This window comes from Rhodopseudomonas sp., from assembly GCF_013377015.1.
In the GTDB taxonomy this organism is placed as follows: Bacteria; Pseudomonadota; Alphaproteobacteria; order Rhizobiales; family Xanthobacteraceae; genus JARJEH01.
This window is the reverse complement of the sequence record NZ_JACABA010000002.1, coordinates 688,924-706,701: the sequence shown is the minus strand read 5'-3', so window position 1 is coordinate 706,701 and position 17,778 is coordinate 688,924. Positions and strand designations below refer to the sequence as shown.

Below are 17,778 nucleotides of genomic sequence, written 5' to 3'. Positions count from 1 at the left end.
ACCAACAGCGAGTTGTGAGCAAGACCATGCGTGAATTGTTCGACGAGGTCGCCGGCAAATCGATGCTCGATCCCGAGGAGATGGTGCGGCGCTCGACGCGCGGCCCGCAGCTCAAGCGGTTCTACAGCACGGCCGGTGTGGCCGAGACCGAATCCGGCTTTGCCATTACGCTCGATGGCAAGACGGTGCGCACGCCGTCGCGGCGCGCCCTTGCGGCGCCCGACCGCAGCATCGCCGAGGCGATCGCCGCGGAATGGCAGGCGCAGCCCGAGCTGATCAATCCGACCACGATGCCGCTGACGCGGTTGGCCAACAGCGTGGTCGACGCGGTGGTCGAGCGCGTTGACGCGGTGACGGACGACGTCGCCAGATATTTCGAATCCGATCTGTTGTTCTATCGCGCCAGCCATCCCGAGGCGCTGGTGGCGCGCGAGGCCAAGCTGTGGGACCCGGTGCTGTTCTGGGCCGCCGATACGCTGGGCGCGCACTTCATTCTCGCCGAAGGCATCGTCCATGTCCGCCAGCCGGAGCCCGCGGTCGCCGGCGCGCGCGCGGCGTTGCCGAGCGATCCGTGGTCGATCGCGGCGTTCCATGTGGTGACGACCATCACCGGCTCGGCGCTGCTGGGGCTGGCGCTGACCCATGGCGTGCTCGATCCCGACCAGGTCTGGGCCGCGGCCCATGTCGACGAGGACTGGAACATCGCCCAATGGGGCATCGACGAGGAGGTGGCGGCCCGCCGCGCCGCCAAACAGGTCGATTTCGCCGCCGCGGCGCGGGTGCTGAAGACGCTGGGCGCGCGCATCGGTTAACGAGAGGTTTACGACAAGGGATTAGGCTGGCCGAACCTCGCGCGGCGAAGTGAAAATCGATGCCGATTTCCATCAATCCGAACCTGACGATCACCGCTCCGCAGGGGGTGGCGACCGACGTCGTGCTGCAGCCGGGATCGGTGATCCAGGCCAAGGTTCTGGCGCTGCTCGGCAATGACCAGGTGCGGATCGCGATCGGCGGCCAGACGCTCGAGGTCGGCTCGCAAATCCCGCTTCAGGCCGGCCAGACCTTGCAGCTCGCGGTGTCGCAGGCACCGGACGGCAACGGCATTCGCCTTGCGGTGGTCAACCAGCAGAGCAGCGCGGCGGTCAATCCGGCCCTCGCCAATGCCGGCGCGGCGCTCGACAGCGTCACGCTGGGGCCGCAGGCCGTCGTCATCACCACCGCGCTGGCCGCGCCGAGTATCGTTCCGACGGCCAATCAGCTGACGCCGCAGCAGGCCGTCGCGGTCACTGTCGCTGCGCAGACCGCCGCGACCCAGCAGACCAGCCTGGCGCCGCTGTTTGCCAATCTCGACGTCGCCGCTTCATTGAGCGGCCTGCCGCCGAAACTGCAACAGGCGGTGGCGCAATTGCTGGTGCAGCGCCCGAGCCTCGACAGCAATCTCAGCGGCGCGGACATCAAGCGCGCGTTCCAGAGTTCCGGCCTGTTTCTCGAGGCCTCATTGGCCTCCGGATCGGTGCCGTCGGCTTCGATCCCCGATCTGAAGGCTGCGCTGATCGTGCTGCGTCAGGTGCTGACGACCTCACTGAACGGCATCGCCGCGCCGTCGGTCGCAACGCCGTCGCCGACCGCGGCGGCGCTGGCGAACGCGATCACGGGGAAGGCTGCGCCATCGGTTGCTGCTGCGCCAGCGGCGTTGCCAGGGGCAACCGTTGTGCCGGAGGTTATTGTAGCGCCCGAACTACCGACCACTGCGTCACCAACGCTGGCGCCGCTGGCTGCTGCCACGACCGCGGCATCCGGCGCATCGATTCAAGCGGTGTTGAGCGCGCTCGAACAGATCGGCGTCTCCAATCCGGCGAGCCAGGTGATGTCGCCGGCGCCGCCGCCGGCCGATGCTGCCGCTCGCACGGCGGCGAGTAGCGCGGCGCTGAGCCAGTTGCAGGAGGCGATCCAGGCCAATCCGCAGGCGGCCGGAACCCTGTCGCGGTTGGTGCTCAACAATGGTCTGATGCTGTCGCTGCTGCCCGGTGTGGCCGGGGCGCGGATGGCCAAAGCCGACGATTCCGATGTCGCCCGCACCAACATTCCGCCGCCGCCGATCGCCGGCGCGCTGCCGACTGCGCAGCCGGTGATGCCGGCGACGCTGGTGGCGCATTCGCCGCTCGAGGCGACGCTGCACCATCTGCTGACCGAAACCGACGGTGCGCTGGCGCGGCAGACCTTGCTGCAAGTGGCGTCATTGCCGGATCGTGGCGAGGCCGCACAGCCGCGGCTGGAACTGTCGCAGCCGCGCTGGAGTTTCGAGATCCCGTTCGCGACGCCGCACGGCACCGCGATCGCGCAATTCGAGATTGCGCGCGACAAGGACGACAGCGGCAAGGACGGCGGCGCCGCCAAGCCGGTGTGGCGCGCGCGGTTCTCGCTCGATGTCGAGCCAGCCGGCCCGGTGCATGCGCTGGTCGCGCTGATCGGCGACAAGACTTCGGTGCGGATCTGGGCCGAGCGGCCCGCCACCGCGGCGCAATTGCGCGACGGCGCCGCGCAACTCAGCCAGGCGCTCGTCCGCGCCGACTTGCAGCCCGGCGATATCGTGATCCGCGACGGCGCGCCGACCCAGGCCGCGCCGGCCCCGGCCGGCCATTTCCTGGACCGCGCGCTATGACCGTGGACAAGAATCAACTCGCGGTCGCGCTGCACTACGATCACTCCGGCGCGCCGCGCGTCGTCGCCAAGGGCAAAGGCACGATCGGCGCCAAGATCATCGAAGTGGCGAAGGCGCACGACATTCCGATCGAGGAAAACGAGGTGCTGGCCGGCGCGCTGTCCAATGTCGAGCTCGGCGACGAAATCCCGGCCGAGCTGTACAAGGCGGTGGCAGAAGTGCTGGTGTTCGTACTGCGGCTGTCGGGGCGGGCGCGGTAGATCATCGTTGCAGTGAGTTGTGCGCGCGACACCAAGTACGGCGTCATTCCGGGGCGCGAACAGCTCCGCTGTGAGCGAACCCGGAATCTCGCTGAAGCGCTTGGCCTTGCCGCAAGATTCCGGGTTCGCTCGCCCGGTGGGCTCGCGCCCCGGAATGACATCGAGCGTGATAGGTTAGCGACACGCCCGAAGTTCAGTTAGCGGCGTCATCGTTTCACCACGATGCCTCGCGACATCCTCAATCTCCTCACAACGCACGGTGCCACGATGATCACTCGCCGTCACGCTCTCGGGCTCTGCGCTGCGGCCGCGCTGCTGCCGTCGCGGCTTGTCGCCGAGGTGGCGCCACCGCGCAGCGAGATTCGCGGCAGTCTCGCCAAGCGGTTTGCCGACGAAGGCACCGTCGGCACTTTCGTCGGCTATAAGACCGACGACTATCTGATCATCGCCAGCGACACCGAGCGGTCGGGGCAGGGGTTTCTGCCGGCCTCGACCTTCAAGATTCCGAACTCGCTGATCGCGCTGGAAACTGGCGTGGTCGGCGATCCTGACAAGGACGTGTTCAAGTGGGACGGCGTCACGCGCAGTATCGAAGCGTGGAATCGCGACCACACGCTGCGCAGCGCGATCGCCGCCTCAGCGGTGCCGGTGTATCAGGAGATCGCGCGCCGGATCGGCCCCGAGCGGATGCAGAAATATGTCGAGCTTCTGGACTACGGCAATCGCCGCATCGGCGGCGGCATCGATCAGTTCTGGCTCACCGGCGATTTGCGGATCGATCCGATCCAGCAGATCGATTTCCTCGACCGGTTGCGGCGCGGCGCGCTGCCGATCTCCAAACGCAGCCAGGATCTGGTGCGCGACATCCTGCCGGTGACCAAGGTCGGCGACGCGATCATCCGCGCCAAGAGCGGGTTGCTCGGCGCCGAGCTCGGCAAACCGTCGCTGGGCTGGCTGGTCGGCTGGGCCGAGAAGGGCAAGGAGCAGACCGTGTTCGCGCTCAACCTCGACGTCCGCGAACCGAGCCATATCGGCTTGCGGATGACGCTGGCGCAGCAATGCCTCGCCGAGATCGGCGCGCTGTGAGTGAGGGCATAATCCCGAAAAGTGCTTGCCGGTTTTCGGGATCATGCTCAATCAGAATGCGAGTTCCCCATGTCCCTGCCGAGTCGGCCGAGATGGGTGAGCTTGAAGCCGGCGGCATATTTCAGGCCGAAGCCGAACACCCGGTCGAAGCCGATATGCGCCAGCCAGATCAGCGCGATCGGGCCGGCACTCGGCCACAGCAGGATCACGCCGGCGGCCGCCAGCAGCAGCGGGCCGATGGTGGAATGCAGCGCATTGTAGGTGATCGCGCCGGTCCGCGGGCCGATCAGATAGCCGAGCAGGCCGAGGTCCGGGGCGAAGAACAGCAGCGCGTACAGCTCCCAGGGCGCATCCGAGATCAGATAGAACAGCGACGGGCCGAAGAACAACGCCGCGCCTTCCAGCCGCATCAGCGTGCGGACGCCGCCGCTGACCGCGCCGGCACTGGTCGGGATTGTCGGGTTGGCGATCATGCGTGGTCCTCCTGCGCGGACTTGCGATATAGGGCGCATCGCTGCGCTGCGCCATGGCGTTGGCGCAGCGATGCGATGCAGTTTTGAAAGGCACGGCCTGCCGCGCCGCGCCGCGGTGTCCGGTGACCGCGAAGCCGTCGCAGCAATCGGCCGAATTGGCTATCCGGGACGGCCGCAACAGCGTTTCCACACTTGAATACCCCGTGTTAGAAAGCCTTGATTGTTGCGGCGAACCCGGCAAAACCGGGGCACGCATGCGGCGGGACAAACGACACCAATAGCGCGGCTGGAGCACATGAAACACATCCTGGAAGCACTCGACGATCGGCGGGCGGCGGCGAAACTCGGCGGCGGTGAGAAGCGCATCGACGCGCAGCACAACCGCGGCAGGCTGACCGCGCGCGAGCGCATTGACCTGCTGCTCGACAAGCACTCGTTCGAAGAGATGGACATGTTCGTTCAGCATCGCTCGACCGAATTCGGAATGGAGAACTCCAAGATCCCCGGCGACGGCGTCGTCACCGGCTGGGGCACCGTCAACGGCCGCAAGACCTTCGTGTTCGCGAAAGACTTCACAGTGTTCGGCGGCTCGCTGTCGGAGACCCATGCCGCCAAGATCACCAAGATCCAGGACATGGCGCTGAAGGCGCGGGCGCCGATCATCGGCCTGTATGACGCCGGCGGCGCGCGGATCCAGGAGGGCGTCGCGGCGCTCGCGGGCTATTCCTACGTGTTCCGCCGGGTGGTGCAGGCCTCGGGCGTGATCCCGCAGATCAGCGTCATCATGGGCCCCTGCGCCGGCGGCGACGTCTACGCGCCGGCGATGACCGACTTCATCTTCATGGTGAAGAACACCAGCTACATGTTCGTCACCGGTCCCGACGTGGTGAAGACCGTCACCAACGAAGTGGTCACCGCGGAAGAGCTCGGCGGCGCCTCGATTCACGCCACCCGCTCGTCGATTGCCGACGGTGCCTTCGAAAACGACGTCGAGACCCTGCTGCAGATGCGGCGCCTGCTGGATTTCCTGCCGTCGAACTCGACCGACGGCGTGCCGGAATGGCCGAGCTTCGACGACATCGAGCGTGAGGATTTTTCGCTCGACACCCTGATCCCGGACAATCCGAACAAGCCCTACGACATGAAGGAGCTGATCCTGAAAGTCGTCGACGAGGGCGACTTCTTCGAATTGTCGGAATCCTTCGCCAAGAACATCGTCACCGGCTTCGGCCGCATCGCCGGCCGCACCGTCGGCTTCGTCGCCAACCAGCCGATGGTGCTGGCCGGCGTTCTCGATAGCGACGCCTCACGCAAGGCGGCGCGGTTTGTCCGCTTCTGCGACGCCTTCAATATTCCGATCGTCACTTTCGTCGACGTGCCGGGCTTCCTGCCGGGCACCGCGCAGGAATATGGCGGGTTGATTAAGCACGGCGCAAAATTGTTGTTCGCGTTCTCGCAGTGCACCGTGCCGCTGGTCACGGTGATCACGCGCAAGGCCTATGGCGGTGCATTCGACGTGATGGCCTCGAAGGAAATCGGCGCCGACATCAACTACGCCTGGCCGACCGCGCAGATCGCCGTGATGGGCGCCAAGGGCGCGGTGGAAATCATCTTCCGCCAGGACATCGGCGACGCCGACAAGATCGCCGCCCGCACCAAGGAATACGAGGACCGCTTCCTCTCGCCCTTCATCGCCGCGGAGCGCGGCTATATCGACGACGTGATCATGCCGCACGCGACGCGGCGAAGGATCGCGCGGGCCTTGGCGATGCTAAGGGACAAGCACGTCGAGGTGCCGTTCAAGAAGCACGACAATATGCCGTTGTAGCGCGTCGATCGGTCAGGGGCGCGCGGGGAGACATCGTCAAGCAGACCGGATGGGATGCCTGAATGAGCACCTTGGAAATTGATGTCGGCGATCTGCGCGCGCAATCAGTCGAATGCACGGCGACCGAATTGATCGTGACCTTGCGCGACGGCCGCAGGATCGCCACGCCGCTCGCCTGGTATCCGCGCCTCGCTCAGGCGACACCCGCGCAGCGCGCCAACTACGACATCATGCCGATGGGAATTCACTGGCCGGACATCGACGAAGATTTGAGCATTGCGAGCATGCTGCAGGGCAAGTCGGCGCGTTCGAAATTTTAGTCACAAAGGAAATCGTCGACGACGCCGTCGCGTAGCACTTCACCACACTGGTTGGATAACTCCGTCCTGGGACTTCCGGATCGTTTGCGTCTGCAGGTTTATCCAGAACGCCGGCTTAGCACCATGTATTGGACAGCCGAAGCGCGGTGTCGGCGTTGCGCGGGTCCTGTTCGAGCGCAAGCCTTGCGCGGCGCGACCGCGGTGCAATTCGGGTGCTGCGAGATACATTTGCCGAGGCAATTTCTGCCGCTAGTCCGCGATCGTCTCGGCATTTGATTCCGCTCGCGCTCGCGCAAGCAATCCTTAACCATCTAAGCCGCTGCGATCGCTGAGATGCGATTTGGCACGGGCCTTGCGACTTCATCGGCGTCTTTCGTTCCCGCCGCGCGGCGGGGGATTTGCCAACAGGACTGGAGTTGCGTCATGACCCACCTCATCAAGGCATTCGTCGCGGACGAATCCGGTGCCACCGCGATCGAATACGGCCTGATCGCCGCGGGCATTTCGTTGGCGATCATTTCGGCGGTGAACGGGCTCGGCACCAAGCTCAACACCAGATTTGCCTCGATCAACAGTTCGCTGAAATGACGGTGTCAGCTCGGAAGCAGCGAACCTAAGAGCCAACTACGCTGACACAGATCTTCGCATTGCGTTGCAATAAATCGGGCCGCACGGCCCTATCAGGCAGGACTTCGCCTCACCGGCTTGATGCCCTTCAGATTAGTGGCGGTGCCGTCCTCTGTGACTTCCAGATCGAATTGCGTCTGCAGAATCATCCAGAACGCCGGCGTGGTGCCGAAATATTTCGCCAGCCGCACCGCGGTGTCGGCAGTGACTGGAGTCTCTTCGTGGCGCGTTCTGATCCGGGTACGCGGCACGGCGCACGCGCGCGTCACTGCATAGGGCGACAGCGCCATCGGCAGCAGGAATTCCTCGCGCAGGATTTCGCCGGGATGAACGGATGGTAACTTCTTGCGTCGCACCTGCTCCGCCCAGGATGCTGAGTCTTGCGCGGGCTTGACCCGCGTTCCAGCTCTGAAGGATCCACGATCCGACGACCGCAATTCGCGTCACGCGGGCTGCGGCTGGTTCGGTCGTGCCGCCCATCGCAGCTCGACTGCGCAAGCATTCGCTGTCTCAGGCCTCGACCATGACGTTGCCGCCACAGACCGGCACGCGAACGCCGGTGATGAACGCGGCGAGGTCCGAGGCCAGGAACGCGGTCAGATTGGCGACGTCCTGATCATAGCCGCGTCGCCTGAGCGCAACACCCCGCTCGTACTCAGGCTGCACCTCGTCGCGATCGCGGCGGTCGCGGTCGGTGATCATCCATCCGGGCGCGACCTGGTTGACGGTGATGCCGTGCTCGCCGAGCTCGCGCGCCAGCGACCGCATCATGCCGTCCATCGCGCATTTCGCCGCCGTATAGGGCGCACGGTTGATCAGCGCCTGGCTGGTCACCTCGGTGCCGAGCGAAATGATCCGACCCCAGCCTTGGTCCTTCATCGGCTGCGAAAACACCCGTGCGGTGGCCCAGACCTGCAGAACCGACGAGCGGAACACGCGATCGAACTGGTCGGCGTCCTGGTCCACGACAGGTCCTTCCTCGAACCAGGTGACGGCATTGTTGATCACGATATCGACCGATCCCAGCGTCGCCTCGATCTGGTCCCGCATTGCTTCGACAGCCTTGATGTCGGCTATGTCGCCCTGCACCACGCAGGCATCGGCGCCGCTGGCCGTGAGCTGATCGCAGAGCTGCTGCGCCGCATCGCCCGAGCGATAATAGTGAATGGCAACCTTTGCTCCGCATGCCGCAAGGGTGCGGGTCATCGAGCGGCCGAGTTCGCCGGTTGCGCCTGTCACCAGCGCGACCCGGCGCGACAGATCGATCGAAACCGGCGAACGACGGCGAGCGAACCGCGCGGGATCGTCTGGCAACGGTCCGAACATATGACGACGGAATCTCCGCGCGGCGCCGGCAATGATACGGGTCATGGTGTATCCGTAAATATGCAAAGTCTGATCTCGTGGTTCCGAATTTCCGGATGCCGATCTAGCCAATCGAGTGAACCGCCGGCTTTGCTTCGGAGCACGCCGTTCGATGCGCCGACCATGGCGACGGCATTCTTGACTTTGAGAAATAGCGCAAGCTGCCAGCGAGAATGGAGCGTGAGACACTGCGACTGGAATATGGCGATCATCCCCAATGATTGCGGACAATCTGGTTGAATCGATCCGCCGTCAACGCATTCGCTGTCTTAACTTTAACGCCACAGCGGCAGCGATGGAGCCCCCGCATCGTTCCGGATGCGGAGGGCGCAGCGAGCGATCGCCGTTAGGCCTGATCGGGCCCCGGCGACGCGGCTACTTCAATCCCATGCAATTCGCATAAAACGTCGTCGTCGCCGGCCAGTCCGAAAACATGGCGCGGATGCCGACCTGGCGGGCCAGCACGTCGAGCACGGTCAGGGTATCGCCGTCGCGGTCGATCGCCGCCTTGACCGAGGAGTGATAGAAACCGCCGCCCTTCTGTAGCGGGCCGTCGCGTTCCAGCGACCAGCCGATCAGGTCGAGCCCGGCGGCCTTCGCCGCTTTGGCGTAGTCCGACGGCACGATCTCGCCGGCTGCGTTGAGCGCCAGCATCAGATAGATCGGCGGCGCCAGGATCTTGACGCCCTGCGCCTTCAGCTCGGCCATCGAGGGCTTCCAGCTTTCCGGTTTGTTCGGATCGAGGCCCTTGGTCTCGTAGCGGTCCTCGAGATAGACCGCCTGCGCCGCGAATTCCGGCTCGGTTTTGATCCAGAACAGGATGTCGGCGAGCGAAAAACTCTGCGCGAACACGTCCTGCGGCGGAATCCCCGCGGCCTTGTACTCCGCCAGCATCTGCGTCGCGTAGGCCTGTTGGGTGTAGTCGCCGTCAAACGGCATCGGCACCTCGGGGGCTTTCAGCTCAGGGGTGAATTTGGCGCCGAGGCTCTTGATCAGCGCGATGCTCTCGGCATGGGTCATCAGCGTGGCAGAACTTGCATAGAGGTCGGTGCGCCAGCGCGGCGTGGCGTTCTGATAATCGGCGACAGTGGTGGCGTTGGGATTGGATGCGTCCATCTTCGCCGTCAGCGTCTTGAATTCGGCCAGCGTGATGTCGGTGGTGCAGCATTTCGCCGACGCCTTCTTGCCGGTCGCGGGATCGGCCGGGCTGAACGGCTGCGTGCACTTCGCCGCCAGCGCCGGCATCGACAGGATGTTGGTGGTGGTGTGCAGATCGCATTGCGAATGTCGGCACACCAATTGGCGATCCTTGGTGAAGGTGACGTCGCATTCGATCACGCCGGCGCCCATCCGCGCCGCCGCTTGATAGGATTCGCGGCTGTGCTCGGGAAACTGCAGCGCCGCGCCGCGGTGGCCGATCGAAAACACGGTCGGACGGAACGGGCCGTTGCACTGGCTGAGCTTGGTCTTCAGCGGTCCGTCCTTCATCTTGTCGACCAGATAGAACGGGCGCGGACCGAGTTGCGCCTCGGCGGTTTGCGCCTGGGCCGATCCGATCTGGATCAGTCCCAGCGCGAGCAGCAGGGAACAGCGTTTCAGCGAGAGGGCAACAGGCATGGCGGGCTCCCAGCAGTGGCGGACATCGCGGAGCGTATATCACACCGCAGCATGACGGCTGCGTGGCAGCACGGGCACGGCCCGCTTATGCCGACCTGGTGTTGAAATACCCGGGCATTGCGCTGCAACCGTTCGCCGCCGTCAGCGATGGCGCTCGGCGCCACGGCATCGGCGGTTAGTTGTATGGCTTGCGCGCCACAATTGGCTGGTAACGCCCACCGAAGCGCGCGACACTGTTACCTTGAGTCTGACGTCGGACGCCTCGACTACGATCACCAAGCGATGACGACGCGGAGGAGAGGCCGAGTCTGCGGCGATGCAGGCCGGCAAGGGCCGCCAAGTCGAATCGCGATGTCAAATCACCACGTCGAGTCTGACGATCGGAATCGTGCACGCAGGAGGGGCTGATGATCCGGGTCCTGATCATTGTTGGTTGTCTCGTGGCTGTCGCGCTGGGGTGGTGGCTGTATCGCCATGGGTCGTTCGACAGCTTCGCGCAGAAGCCCGGTGAGGTGTTCATTCGGGTCGGCGATTACTCCGAACCGCATCTGCCGGCGCAGGCCTATGCCGGCCACTATCTTCCCTATGCGTTGTTCGCGGTGTGGGCCTACGACAGGGCGGTCGCTGGTTCGCCACGGCTCGACGGCCTGCTGAAGTTGCCGGCGGGCGGCAACATCGTCAGGCCGATCACCGCCGAACTGCTCGATAGCTGGCGCGCCGATTGGGTGGTGCGGGAACAGGTGGACGGGCCGTTGCCGTGTCCAGAGGGCGAAGGCAATTGCGGCGGACGGGCGTTGGGCGGGCTCGGCTACAAGGTGTTCAGCAGTGCGTCGCGCAACGAGATCGTGGTGGCGTTTCGCGGCACGGATTTCCATGAGGCCGACGACTGGATTTCGAATTTCCGCTGGGTGACGCGGTTCCTGCCGTATTACGATCAGTACGAACAGGTGCAGCGCCATATCGGGCCGATTCTCGACCGCGCGCTGGCAGCGCACGGCCAGAGCAATCCGAGAATCGTCGCCACCGGTCATTCGCTCGGCGGCGGCCTGGCGCAGCAGGCAGCCTACAAGGATGGGCGTATCCGCGCGGTCTATGCGTTCGATCCGTCCACCGTCACCGGCTATTATGATCCTGGTGTCAGGGGCAAGGAGAATTCGGTTGGATTGCTGATCGACCGGGTGTTCCAGCGCGGCGAGATCCTGGCCTATCTGCGGTTCTTCATGACGCAGCTGTATCCGGTGTCGGCGTTCGACCCGCAGACTCGAACGGTGCGCTTCAGCTTCGGCGCGCACGGCAACATCGTCGCCAAGCACAGCATCGACGATCTCGCCGCCGGCCTGCTCGGCGTCGCTGGCTCCGCCGGCGAATGGGCCAGCCGGGCCAAGCCGCTGCCGAACGCGCCGGGCGAGAATCCCGGCGAAAACTGGATCTACCGTCTGATCGCCTGGGTGAACCGCAAATAGCGACGCTGCGACTGGGCGGCGACGAGACCGCAACGACCGCCGAACCGATGGTGAAGCCCTGCCGCAAGCGGGCTGCACCACCGCGCGCACCGACGCCGGACTTCACAAAAACGTCGTCAGCCCGTATCGCTCGTCGGCTACCGGGATCGCCCGACAGGATTGCATTCCGACCCGTCTGCGCCCGGATTGATTGACGGCGGGGGGGTGAACCAATTTATATCCCGGGAGCCGATGTCCCGACCTCCTGCACAAGGGCCGCTATGCTCCGTCTCATCCTGCTCTGCCTGACCGCCATTGTCGTCGCCGCAGCGCCCGCCGCCGCGGTGGAGAACGAGCTCTTGCTGCTGAAGCCGCCGAAGGGGTTCAAGGTCGGCTTGGAGAACAAGACCGACAAGGAAATGAAGACCGTGCTGCTGCCGGACGGCCAGAGGCTCGACAGCTGGACCGAGAAGCTCACAGCTGAGACCTTCTACAAGATGAACGACGTCGCGCCGGCGGCCTACCGTGACCGGCTCGACAAGGCGTTCGCCGAGGGTTGCCCGGGCGCGACCTTCGAGAAGGTCAAGGACGGCACCGAGAACCTATATCCGATGGTGATCTGGACTCAGACCTGTCCGCAGACCAAGCCAACCGGCAAGCCGGAATTCACCTGGCTGAAGGCGGTGCAGGGCCGCGACAATTTCTACCTGCTGCAAATGTCCCACACCGTCGCGCCGGCGGCCAAGCAGGTCAAGAAACTGCTCACGTTTCTCGACGCCACCAAGGTTTGCGACACGCGGGTGCCGGGCCAGCGCTGCAAGCTCGGCAAATGAGCGCGATGGCGGCGGCCCGATGAGTTGTCGTCTGATTGATTCCCCGTCGATTGCAGCGAACGCCGGATGAGCATGCCGTGGCACATCATCGGGCTTGCCTTCGCGGTCTGCCTCGCGGTCGCGGCGCCTGGCTTTCGCCGGGTGTATTATTTCGTCAGCCTTTGCTACGCGGGCGCGATCACGGCGCAGAGCGTGGTGATCGGCCTGGTGCATCGCGACAGCATCGCGGGCTGGGTGCTGATCCAGTTGTTGCTGCTGCTGGCCTATGGCTTGCGGCTCGGCCTGTTCCTGGCGCTGCGCGAGCGCAATCCCGGTTACCAGAAGGAACTGGCGGTCGCGGAGCGGCGCACCGCCGAGGTGACGCGGCTGCAGAAGACGGTGATCTGGCTTGGCGTCAGCGTGCTGTTCGTGCTGCTGTTCCTGCCGGCGTTGCTCAATCTGTCGGCGCAAGCGCAGGGGCTGGCGCTGCATGCGGTGCCGATCGGCGTCGCGGTCATGCTGATCGGGCTCGCTTTGGAATCCTGGGCCGATTGGCAGAAATATCGATTCAAGACCGCCAACCCGGAGCAGTATTGCGACGTCGGCCTGTATCGCCGGGTGCGATGTCCAAATTATCTTGGCGAGATGCTGTTCTGGTTCGGCGTCTGGCTGTCAGGCGTCTCGGCCTACGGCACCACGCTGGCGTGGTTACTGGCGACGATGGGGATGCTCTACATCGAGGTGCTGATGGTCGCAGCGGCCGCCGGGCTGGAGCGTAAGCAGGACGAACGCTACGGGGCGGACCAGCGCTACAAGGACTATGTGCGAACGGTGCCGATCCTGCTTCCCTGGGTGCCGCTGTATTCGCTGCGCCGGCTAAGGATCGCAATCCGATAGAAGCGACTGCGGTTGGCGCATGGCGGCAATCGATGCGCTAAGAAACCCCGCTTGCGCGGGGCTTTCAATGTCGGACGTGCCGGATTTAATAACCGCGGCAGCGGCCATAGCGGAACACGAAGCCGGGCGGGCAGATCCGGGCGGGACGCACCACAATTGCGGGACCACCACGATACATCGGCCGGCAACGCCCCATCGGGCCACGCGCCCAGCCCGGGCCACAACCTTGGGCGACCTGGATGACGGCCGCGCTATCGGCGGCAGCGAGCGGCGCCAGCGGCATGGCGTTGGCCGCGCCGAAACCCGCGATGGTTGCGGCGAACACGGCGGCGGCAAGGATTGTCTTCATGGCTTCTTCCTTCTTTGGCCGCGACGCGCGGCTTGAATTGGTAGTGACGCTACTGACGAGTTGGTCCTGACGCCGCCGCTTGCGTTCGAATTCTGCGCGGATCGTTCCTGACGCCAGCGGAGATAGCCGATTCGGCCTGAACGCGTGATGAATGCTGAAATCGATCTCTGGAGCTGGGCAAGACGGATTCGACATCGCCGCAACCGTTCCAATTCGCGGTCGGATTCCCGATCAGGTTCCGTGACGGGATTCGCTGCAGATCGGGCTTGCGACAGATTTGTTCGTGATTGCGGCGCTCATCGCACTGCACTGCGCAACAACTCACGCGATTTTCGCAACGAAGTTGCGCGCGGCGACGCGCAGCACCAATGCCGTTTTTTATGATGCGTTGCGCGTGGAAACCGACATAGACTGGTTCCAGATTTCGATGCGGCGGAACGGCCGCGCGGACAATGGCTAATGAGGGCGGAATGGGAATCGACCAAGGTCCGATCAGTCTCGATCAGAAATATACGCAGACGTCGGGGCATATCTTTCTCACCGGGATTCAGGCGCTGGTCCGGTTGCCGATGGCGCAGGTCCGGCGCGATCGCGCCAACGGGCTGAATACTGCGGGCTTCGTCACCGGCTATCGCGGCTCTCCGCTCGGTGGCTACGACCAGCAGCTAACGGCGGCGCGGCGCCATCTCGAACAATACGGCGTGAAATTCCAGCCCGGCGTCAACGAGGACCTCGCCGCCACCGCGATCTGGGGCACCCAGCAGCTCAATCTGTCGCCCGGCGCGAAATACGACGGCGTCACCGGAATCTGGTACGGCAAGGGCCCGGGCGTCGACCGCTGCGGCGACGTCTTCCGCCATGCCAACGCCGCGGGCTCGGCCAAGAACGGCGGCGTGCTGTGCCTGGCCGGCGACGACCATGGCGCCAAATCCTCCACCGTGCCGCATCAGTCCGACCATGCCTTCATCGCCGCGCTGATGCCATATCTGTATCCGTCCAGCATTCACGAAATCATCGAGATGGGCCTGTTGGGCATCGCAATGTCGCGTTATTCCGGCTGCTGGGTCGGGATGAAGGTGATCACCGAGACGGTCGAGACCACCGCCGAGATCAATCTCGCCGACGAGATGACACCGTTCGTGATTCCGGCGGATTTCGAGATGCCGTCGGGCGGGCTTAATCTGCGGTGGCCCGACGATCGCTACGATCAGGACCGCAGGCTGCAGGATTACAAGGGCTTCGCCGCGATCGCCTTCGCGCGCGCCAACAAGGTCAACCGCATCACCATGGATTCGCCGAACGCTCGGTTCGGCATCATGGCCTCGGGCAAGAGCTATGAGGATGTCCGTCAGGCGCTGCGCGAACTCGGCATCACCGAGCAGGTCGCGGCAAAGATCGGATTGCGGCTGTACAAGATCGGCATGCCGTGGCCGCTGGAGCCGGAGGGCGTGCGCGAATTCGCCCGCGGACTCGAGGAAATCTTCGTCATCGAGGAACGCCGCGAGATCGTCGAGAACCAGGTCAAGCAGCAATTGTTCAACGTGCGCGACGGCGTCCGCCCGCGCATCGTCGGCAAGATGGACGACCACAATCATCGCTTCCTGCCGTTCGCCGAGGAACTGAGCGTCGCCAAGGTCGCAACCTCGCTGGTCGACCGCTTGCTGGCGATGGAGATCGATCCGGAAATCGCCGCATTGCTGCGCGCCAAGGCGGACTGGTTTCACGGCCGCGACGCCTCGCAGGTGCAGGCGGTGGTGCCGATCACCCGCACGCCGTATTTCTGCTCGGGCTGTCCACACAACACCTCGACCAAGGTGCCGGAAGGCAGCCGTGCGCTGGCCGGGATCGGCTGCCACTTCATGTCGCTGTGGATGGACCGCAACACCGAGACCTTCACCCATATGGGCGGCGAGGGCGTGCCGTGGGTCGGCATTGCGCCGTTCACTGCGGAGAAGCACATCTTCGCCAATATTGGCGACGGCACTTACTTCCATTCCGGCAGCCTGGCGATCCGCCAGTCGATCGCCTCCAAGGCTAACATCACCTACAAGATTCTTTACAACGACGCGGTGGCGATGACCGGCGGGCAGCGTCATGACGGCGATCTGTCGCCGCAGCAGATCACCTTCCAGTTGCATAGCGAAGGCATCCGCGACATCTATCTGGTGTCGGAGACGCCCGACGCCTATCCGGCCGATTCGATCGCGCCCGGCACCCATCTGCGTCATCGTGACGAACTCGACGCGGTGATGAAAGAATGCCGCGAAATCGCGGGCGCGTCGGCGATCGTGTTCGTGCAGACCTGCGCCGCCGAAAAGCGCCGCCGCCGCAAGCGCGGCACGCTGGAGGATCCACAGCGCCGCGTTCTGATCAACGCTGCTGTCTGCGAAGGCTGCGGCGACTGCTCGGTGCAGTCGAACTGCATTTCGGTGGAGCCGCTGGAGACCGCGCTCGGTCGCAAGCGCGCCATCAACCAGTCGAGCTGCAACAAGGACTACTCCTGCCTGAAGGGCTTCTGTCCGTCCTTCGTCACCATCGACGGCGGCAAGCTGCGCCGCCGCGCGCCGGTCGATTTCGGCACCATCGACAATCTGCCGGAGCCGACGTCGCGGCCCGGCCTCGAGCGGCCCTACAACATCGCCGTCGGCGGCGTCGGCGGCACCGGCGTGCTGACGATCGGCGCGCTACTCGGGATGGCCGCGCATATCGAGGGCAAAGCCTCGATGATCCTCGACATGTCGGGGCTGGCGCAGAAGGGCGGCGCGGTGCTTAGCCACGTCCGGCTGTCGGGCCAGCCCGAGGACGTCACCTGTTCGCGGATCGTCACCGGCAGCGCCGATTTGTTGATCGTCGCCGACGAGGTGATGGCAATTTCCAAGGAGACGATCTCGCTTTGCGAATCCGGGCGCACCCACGGCGTGGTCAACACCCACCTGATTCCGATCGCGGATTTCATCCGCAACCGCGATTTCGATTTCCAGACCCGCAAGGTCAACAGCGTGCTGGAAGGCGCGCTGCGCAAGGATTCGGCGTTCCTCGATTTCACCAAGGCGGCTGAAGCCCTGCTGGGCGATTCGATCGCCACCAACATGATGATGATGGGCTTCGCCTATCAGCAGGGCTTGCTGCCGTTGAAAGCCGAATCGATCGAGCAGGCGATCGAACTGAACGGCGTCTCGATCAAGATGAATACCCAGGCATTTCAGCTCGGCCGGCTGGCCGCGGCCGATCCGGCGCGGCTGGCCGTGCTGTTGAAGGGCGCCGGCGAGACGGTCGCGGTGAAGACCCAGGGCGAAATGTCGCTCGACGAGATCATCGCGCATCGCAGCGCGATGCTGACCGACTACCAGAGCAACAAGCTGGCGGCACGTTATCAGGGCCTGGTGGCGAAGGTGCGCGCTGCGGCCGATGCGGGTGGCTATGGCGACGAGCTGCCCCGCGCGGTGGCGATCAACTACGCCAAGCTGCTGGCCTACAAGGACGAGTACGAGGTCGCGCGGCTGTTGACCGATCCGGCCTTCGAACAGCAGATCCGCGACACCTTCGAGGGCGACTACAAGGTCAATTTCAATCTGGCTCCGCCGATGCTGCCGGGAATCGATGCCTCCGGGCGGCCGAAGAAACGGCAGTTCGGGCAGGCGATCCGGCCGCTGTTCCGGACGCTAGCGGCGCTGCGTGTGCTGCGCGGCACGCCGCTCGACCTGTTCGGGCTGCATCCCGAGCGCAAGCTGGAGCGCGACCTGATTGCCGGCTACGAGAAGGACGTCGCCACGGTGCTCGAACAGCTGTCGCCGCGCAATGTCGCGACCGCCGTCGAAATCCTGTCGCTGCCGGACAAGATTCGCGGCTACGGCCCGATCAAGGAGAAGTCGGTGCAGGAGGCGAAAATCCGCTACGCGGAATTAGCCCGCGAGCTCGCCAATCCGCCGACACTGCCGCGGCAGATCGCGGCGGAGTAGGGATTGGCATGCGCATTGAAGCGCTTGCCAATCCATCCGTGACGGGCGAAGACATCCGCAGGGAAAAAACCAGCGGAGACT

The 17,778-nt window shown here is 64.6% G+C and carries 17 protein-coding genes; 12 read left to right on the top strand and 5 right to left on the bottom strand.

Annotation, left to right across the window (positions count from 1 at the left end):
- Positions 1–26: 26 nt before the first annotated feature.
- The 4 genes from HXX15_RS11795 (at position 27) to blaOXA (ending at position 4,008) form a co-directional block, all read left to right on the top strand.
- Positions 27–812 (top strand): ATP12 family protein, encoded by a 786-nt coding sequence (locus HXX15_RS11795; protein WP_296516243.1) that lies wholly within the window; start codon positions 27–29, stop codon positions 810–812.
- Positions 813–871: 59 nt separating this feature from the next.
- A complete protein-coding gene (locus HXX15_RS11790) occupies positions 872–2,662 on the top strand; it encodes a flagellar hook-length control protein FliK (RefSeq protein WP_296516242.1) in 1,791 nt (596 codons plus the stop codon).
- On the top strand, positions 2,659–2,922 hold the full coding sequence (locus tag HXX15_RS11785; RefSeq protein WP_296516241.1) for an EscU/YscU/HrcU family type III secretion system export apparatus switch protein: 264 nt from the start codon (positions 2,659–2,661) through the stop codon (positions 2,920–2,922). The genes HXX15_RS11790 and HXX15_RS11785 overlap by 4 nt, the downstream gene beginning before the upstream one ends.
- Before the next feature lie 267 nt (positions 2,923–3,189).
- A complete protein-coding gene (gene blaOXA, locus HXX15_RS11780) occupies positions 3,190–4,008 on the top strand; it encodes a class D beta-lactamase (RefSeq protein WP_296516240.1) in 819 nt (272 codons plus the stop codon).
- A 47-nt stretch (positions 4,009–4,055) separates the two neighbouring features.
- Here the strand turns inward: blaOXA and HXX15_RS11775 are convergent, their stop codons facing one another.
- Positions 4,056–4,481 carry a DUF4260 domain-containing protein gene (locus tag HXX15_RS11775; protein ID WP_296516239.1) on the bottom strand — a complete coding sequence of 142 codons (426 nt, stop codon included), beginning with the start codon at positions 4,479–4,481 and terminating at the stop codon, positions 4,056–4,058.
- Positions 4,482–4,776: 295 nt separating this feature from the next.
- Between HXX15_RS11775 and HXX15_RS11770 the strand changes: the two genes are divergently transcribed.
- The 3 genes from HXX15_RS11770 (at position 4,777) to HXX15_RS11760 (ending at position 7,217) form a co-directional block, all read left to right on the top strand.
- A complete protein-coding gene (locus HXX15_RS11770; RefSeq protein ID WP_296516238.1) occupies positions 4,777–6,309 on the top strand; it encodes an acyl-CoA carboxylase subunit beta in 1,533 nt (510 codons plus the stop codon).
- A 62-nt stretch (positions 6,310–6,371) separates the two neighbouring features.
- On the top strand, positions 6,372–6,629 hold the full coding sequence (locus tag HXX15_RS11765) for a DUF2442 domain-containing protein (RefSeq protein ID WP_296516237.1): 258 nt from the start codon (positions 6,372–6,374) through the stop codon (positions 6,627–6,629).
- 423 nt (positions 6,630–7,052) lie between these two features.
- Positions 7,053–7,217 (top strand): Flp family type IVb pilin, encoded by a 165-nt coding sequence (locus tag HXX15_RS11760; protein ID WP_296516236.1) that lies wholly within the window; start codon positions 7,053–7,055, stop codon positions 7,215–7,217.
- 92 nt (positions 7,218–7,309) lie between these two features.
- Here HXX15_RS11760 and HXX15_RS11755 read toward each other — a convergent pair whose 3' ends face one another.
- The 3 genes from HXX15_RS11755 to HXX15_RS11745 all read right to left on the bottom strand — a co-directional run bounded on the left by HXX15_RS11755 (position 7,310) and on the right by HXX15_RS11745 (position 10,238).
- Entirely contained in the window at positions 7,310–7,612 is a 303-nt protein-coding gene (locus tag HXX15_RS11755) for a HigA family addiction module antitoxin (protein WP_296516235.1), read from the bottom strand.
- A 154-nt stretch (positions 7,613–7,766) separates the two neighbouring features.
- Positions 7,767–8,627, bottom strand: coding sequence for an SDR family oxidoreductase (locus HXX15_RS11750; protein WP_296516234.1), 861 nt, complete (start codon positions 8,625–8,627; stop codon positions 7,767–7,769).
- A 369-nt stretch (positions 8,628–8,996) separates the two neighbouring features.
- Complete coding sequence (locus tag HXX15_RS11745) at positions 8,997–10,238, bottom strand: glycerophosphodiester phosphodiesterase family protein (RefSeq protein WP_296516233.1); 1,242 nt, start codon at positions 10,236–10,238, stop codon at positions 8,997–8,999.
- A 407-nt stretch (positions 10,239–10,645) separates the two neighbouring features.
- Here HXX15_RS11745 and HXX15_RS11740 point away from each other — a divergent pair, with 407 nt between their 5' ends.
- The 3 genes from HXX15_RS11740 to HXX15_RS11730 all read left to right on the top strand — a co-directional run bounded on the left by HXX15_RS11740 (position 10,646) and on the right by HXX15_RS11730 (position 13,389).
- Complete coding sequence (locus tag HXX15_RS11740; protein ID WP_296516232.1) at positions 10,646–11,701, top strand: lipase; 1,056 nt, start codon at positions 10,646–10,648, stop codon at positions 11,699–11,701.
- A 260-nt stretch (positions 11,702–11,961) separates the two neighbouring features.
- On the top strand, positions 11,962–12,513 hold the full coding sequence (locus HXX15_RS11735) for a hypothetical protein (RefSeq protein ID WP_296516231.1): 552 nt from the start codon (positions 11,962–11,964) through the stop codon (positions 12,511–12,513).
- 66 nt (positions 12,514–12,579) lie between these two features.
- Complete coding sequence (locus HXX15_RS11730; RefSeq protein ID WP_296516230.1) at positions 12,580–13,389, top strand: DUF1295 domain-containing protein; 810 nt, start codon at positions 12,580–12,582, stop codon at positions 13,387–13,389.
- An 85-nt stretch (positions 13,390–13,474) separates the two neighbouring features.
- Here the strand turns inward: HXX15_RS11730 and HXX15_RS11725 are convergent, their stop codons facing one another.
- The gene (locus tag HXX15_RS11725) at positions 13,475–13,738 is read right to left on the bottom strand and encodes a hypothetical protein (RefSeq protein WP_296516229.1); all 264 of its coding nucleotides are present in this window, start codon (positions 13,736–13,738) and stop codon (positions 13,475–13,477) included.
- Positions 13,739–14,021: 283 nt separating this feature from the next.
- Between HXX15_RS11725 and HXX15_RS11720 the strand changes: the two genes are divergently transcribed.
- Complete coding sequence (locus tag HXX15_RS11720; protein ID WP_296516228.1) at positions 14,022–14,198, top strand: hypothetical protein; 177 nt, start codon at positions 14,022–14,024, stop codon at positions 14,196–14,198.
- A gap of 10 nt (positions 14,199–14,208) precedes the next feature.
- Positions 14,209–17,697 (top strand): indolepyruvate ferredoxin oxidoreductase family protein, encoded by a 3,489-nt coding sequence (locus tag HXX15_RS11715; RefSeq protein WP_296516227.1) that lies wholly within the window; start codon positions 14,209–14,211, stop codon positions 17,695–17,697.
- The last annotated feature ends 81 nt before the right edge of the window (positions 17,698–17,778 follow it).

Bases quoted from the DNA above. Each gene is read 5' to 3' on its own strand.
- HXX15_RS11735 (WP_296516231.1), top strand. From the start codon at position 11,962: ATGCTCCGTCTCATCCTGCTCTGCCTGACCGCCATTGTCGTCGCCGCA.
- HXX15_RS11775 (WP_296516239.1), bottom strand. From the start codon at position 4,481: ATGATCGCCAACCCGACAATCCCGACCAGTGCCGGCGCGGTCAGCGGC.
- HXX15_RS11730 (WP_296516230.1), top strand. From the start codon at position 12,580: ATGAGCATGCCGTGGCACATCATCGGGCTTGCCTTCGCGGTCTGCCTC.
- HXX15_RS11785 (WP_296516241.1), top strand. From the start codon at position 2,659: ATGACCGTGGACAAGAATCAACTCGCGGTCGCGCTGCACTACGATCAC.
- HXX15_RS11740 (WP_296516232.1), top strand. From the start codon at position 10,646: ATGATCCGGGTCCTGATCATTGTTGGTTGTCTCGTGGCTGTCGCGCTG.
- HXX15_RS11790 (WP_296516242.1), top strand. From the start codon at position 872: ATGCCGATTTCCATCAATCCGAACCTGACGATCACCGCTCCGCAGGGG.
- HXX15_RS11795 (WP_296516243.1), top strand. From the start codon at position 27: ATGCGTGAATTGTTCGACGAGGTCGCCGGCAAATCGATGCTCGATCCC.
- HXX15_RS11725 (WP_296516229.1), bottom strand. From the start codon at position 13,738: ATGAAGACAATCCTTGCCGCCGCCGTGTTCGCCGCAACCATCGCGGGT.
- HXX15_RS11715 (WP_296516227.1), top strand. From the start codon at position 14,209: ATGGGAATCGACCAAGGTCCGATCAGTCTCGATCAGAAATATACGCAG.
- HXX15_RS11750 (WP_296516234.1), bottom strand. From the start codon at position 8,627: ATGACCCGTATCATTGCCGGCGCCGCGCGGAGATTCCGTCGTCATATG.
- HXX15_RS11760 (WP_296516236.1), top strand. From the start codon at position 7,053: ATGACCCACCTCATCAAGGCATTCGTCGCGGACGAATCCGGTGCCACC.
- blaOXA (WP_296516240.1), top strand. From the start codon at position 3,190: ATGATCACTCGCCGTCACGCTCTCGGGCTCTGCGCTGCGGCCGCGCTG.
- HXX15_RS11745 (WP_296516233.1), bottom strand. From the start codon at position 10,238: ATGCCTGTTGCCCTCTCGCTGAAACGCTGTTCCCTGCTGCTCGCGCTG.
- HXX15_RS11770 (WP_296516238.1), top strand. From the start codon at position 4,777: ATGAAACACATCCTGGAAGCACTCGACGATCGGCGGGCGGCGGCGAAA.
- HXX15_RS11765 (WP_296516237.1), top strand. From the start codon at position 6,372: ATGAGCACCTTGGAAATTGATGTCGGCGATCTGCGCGCGCAATCAGTC.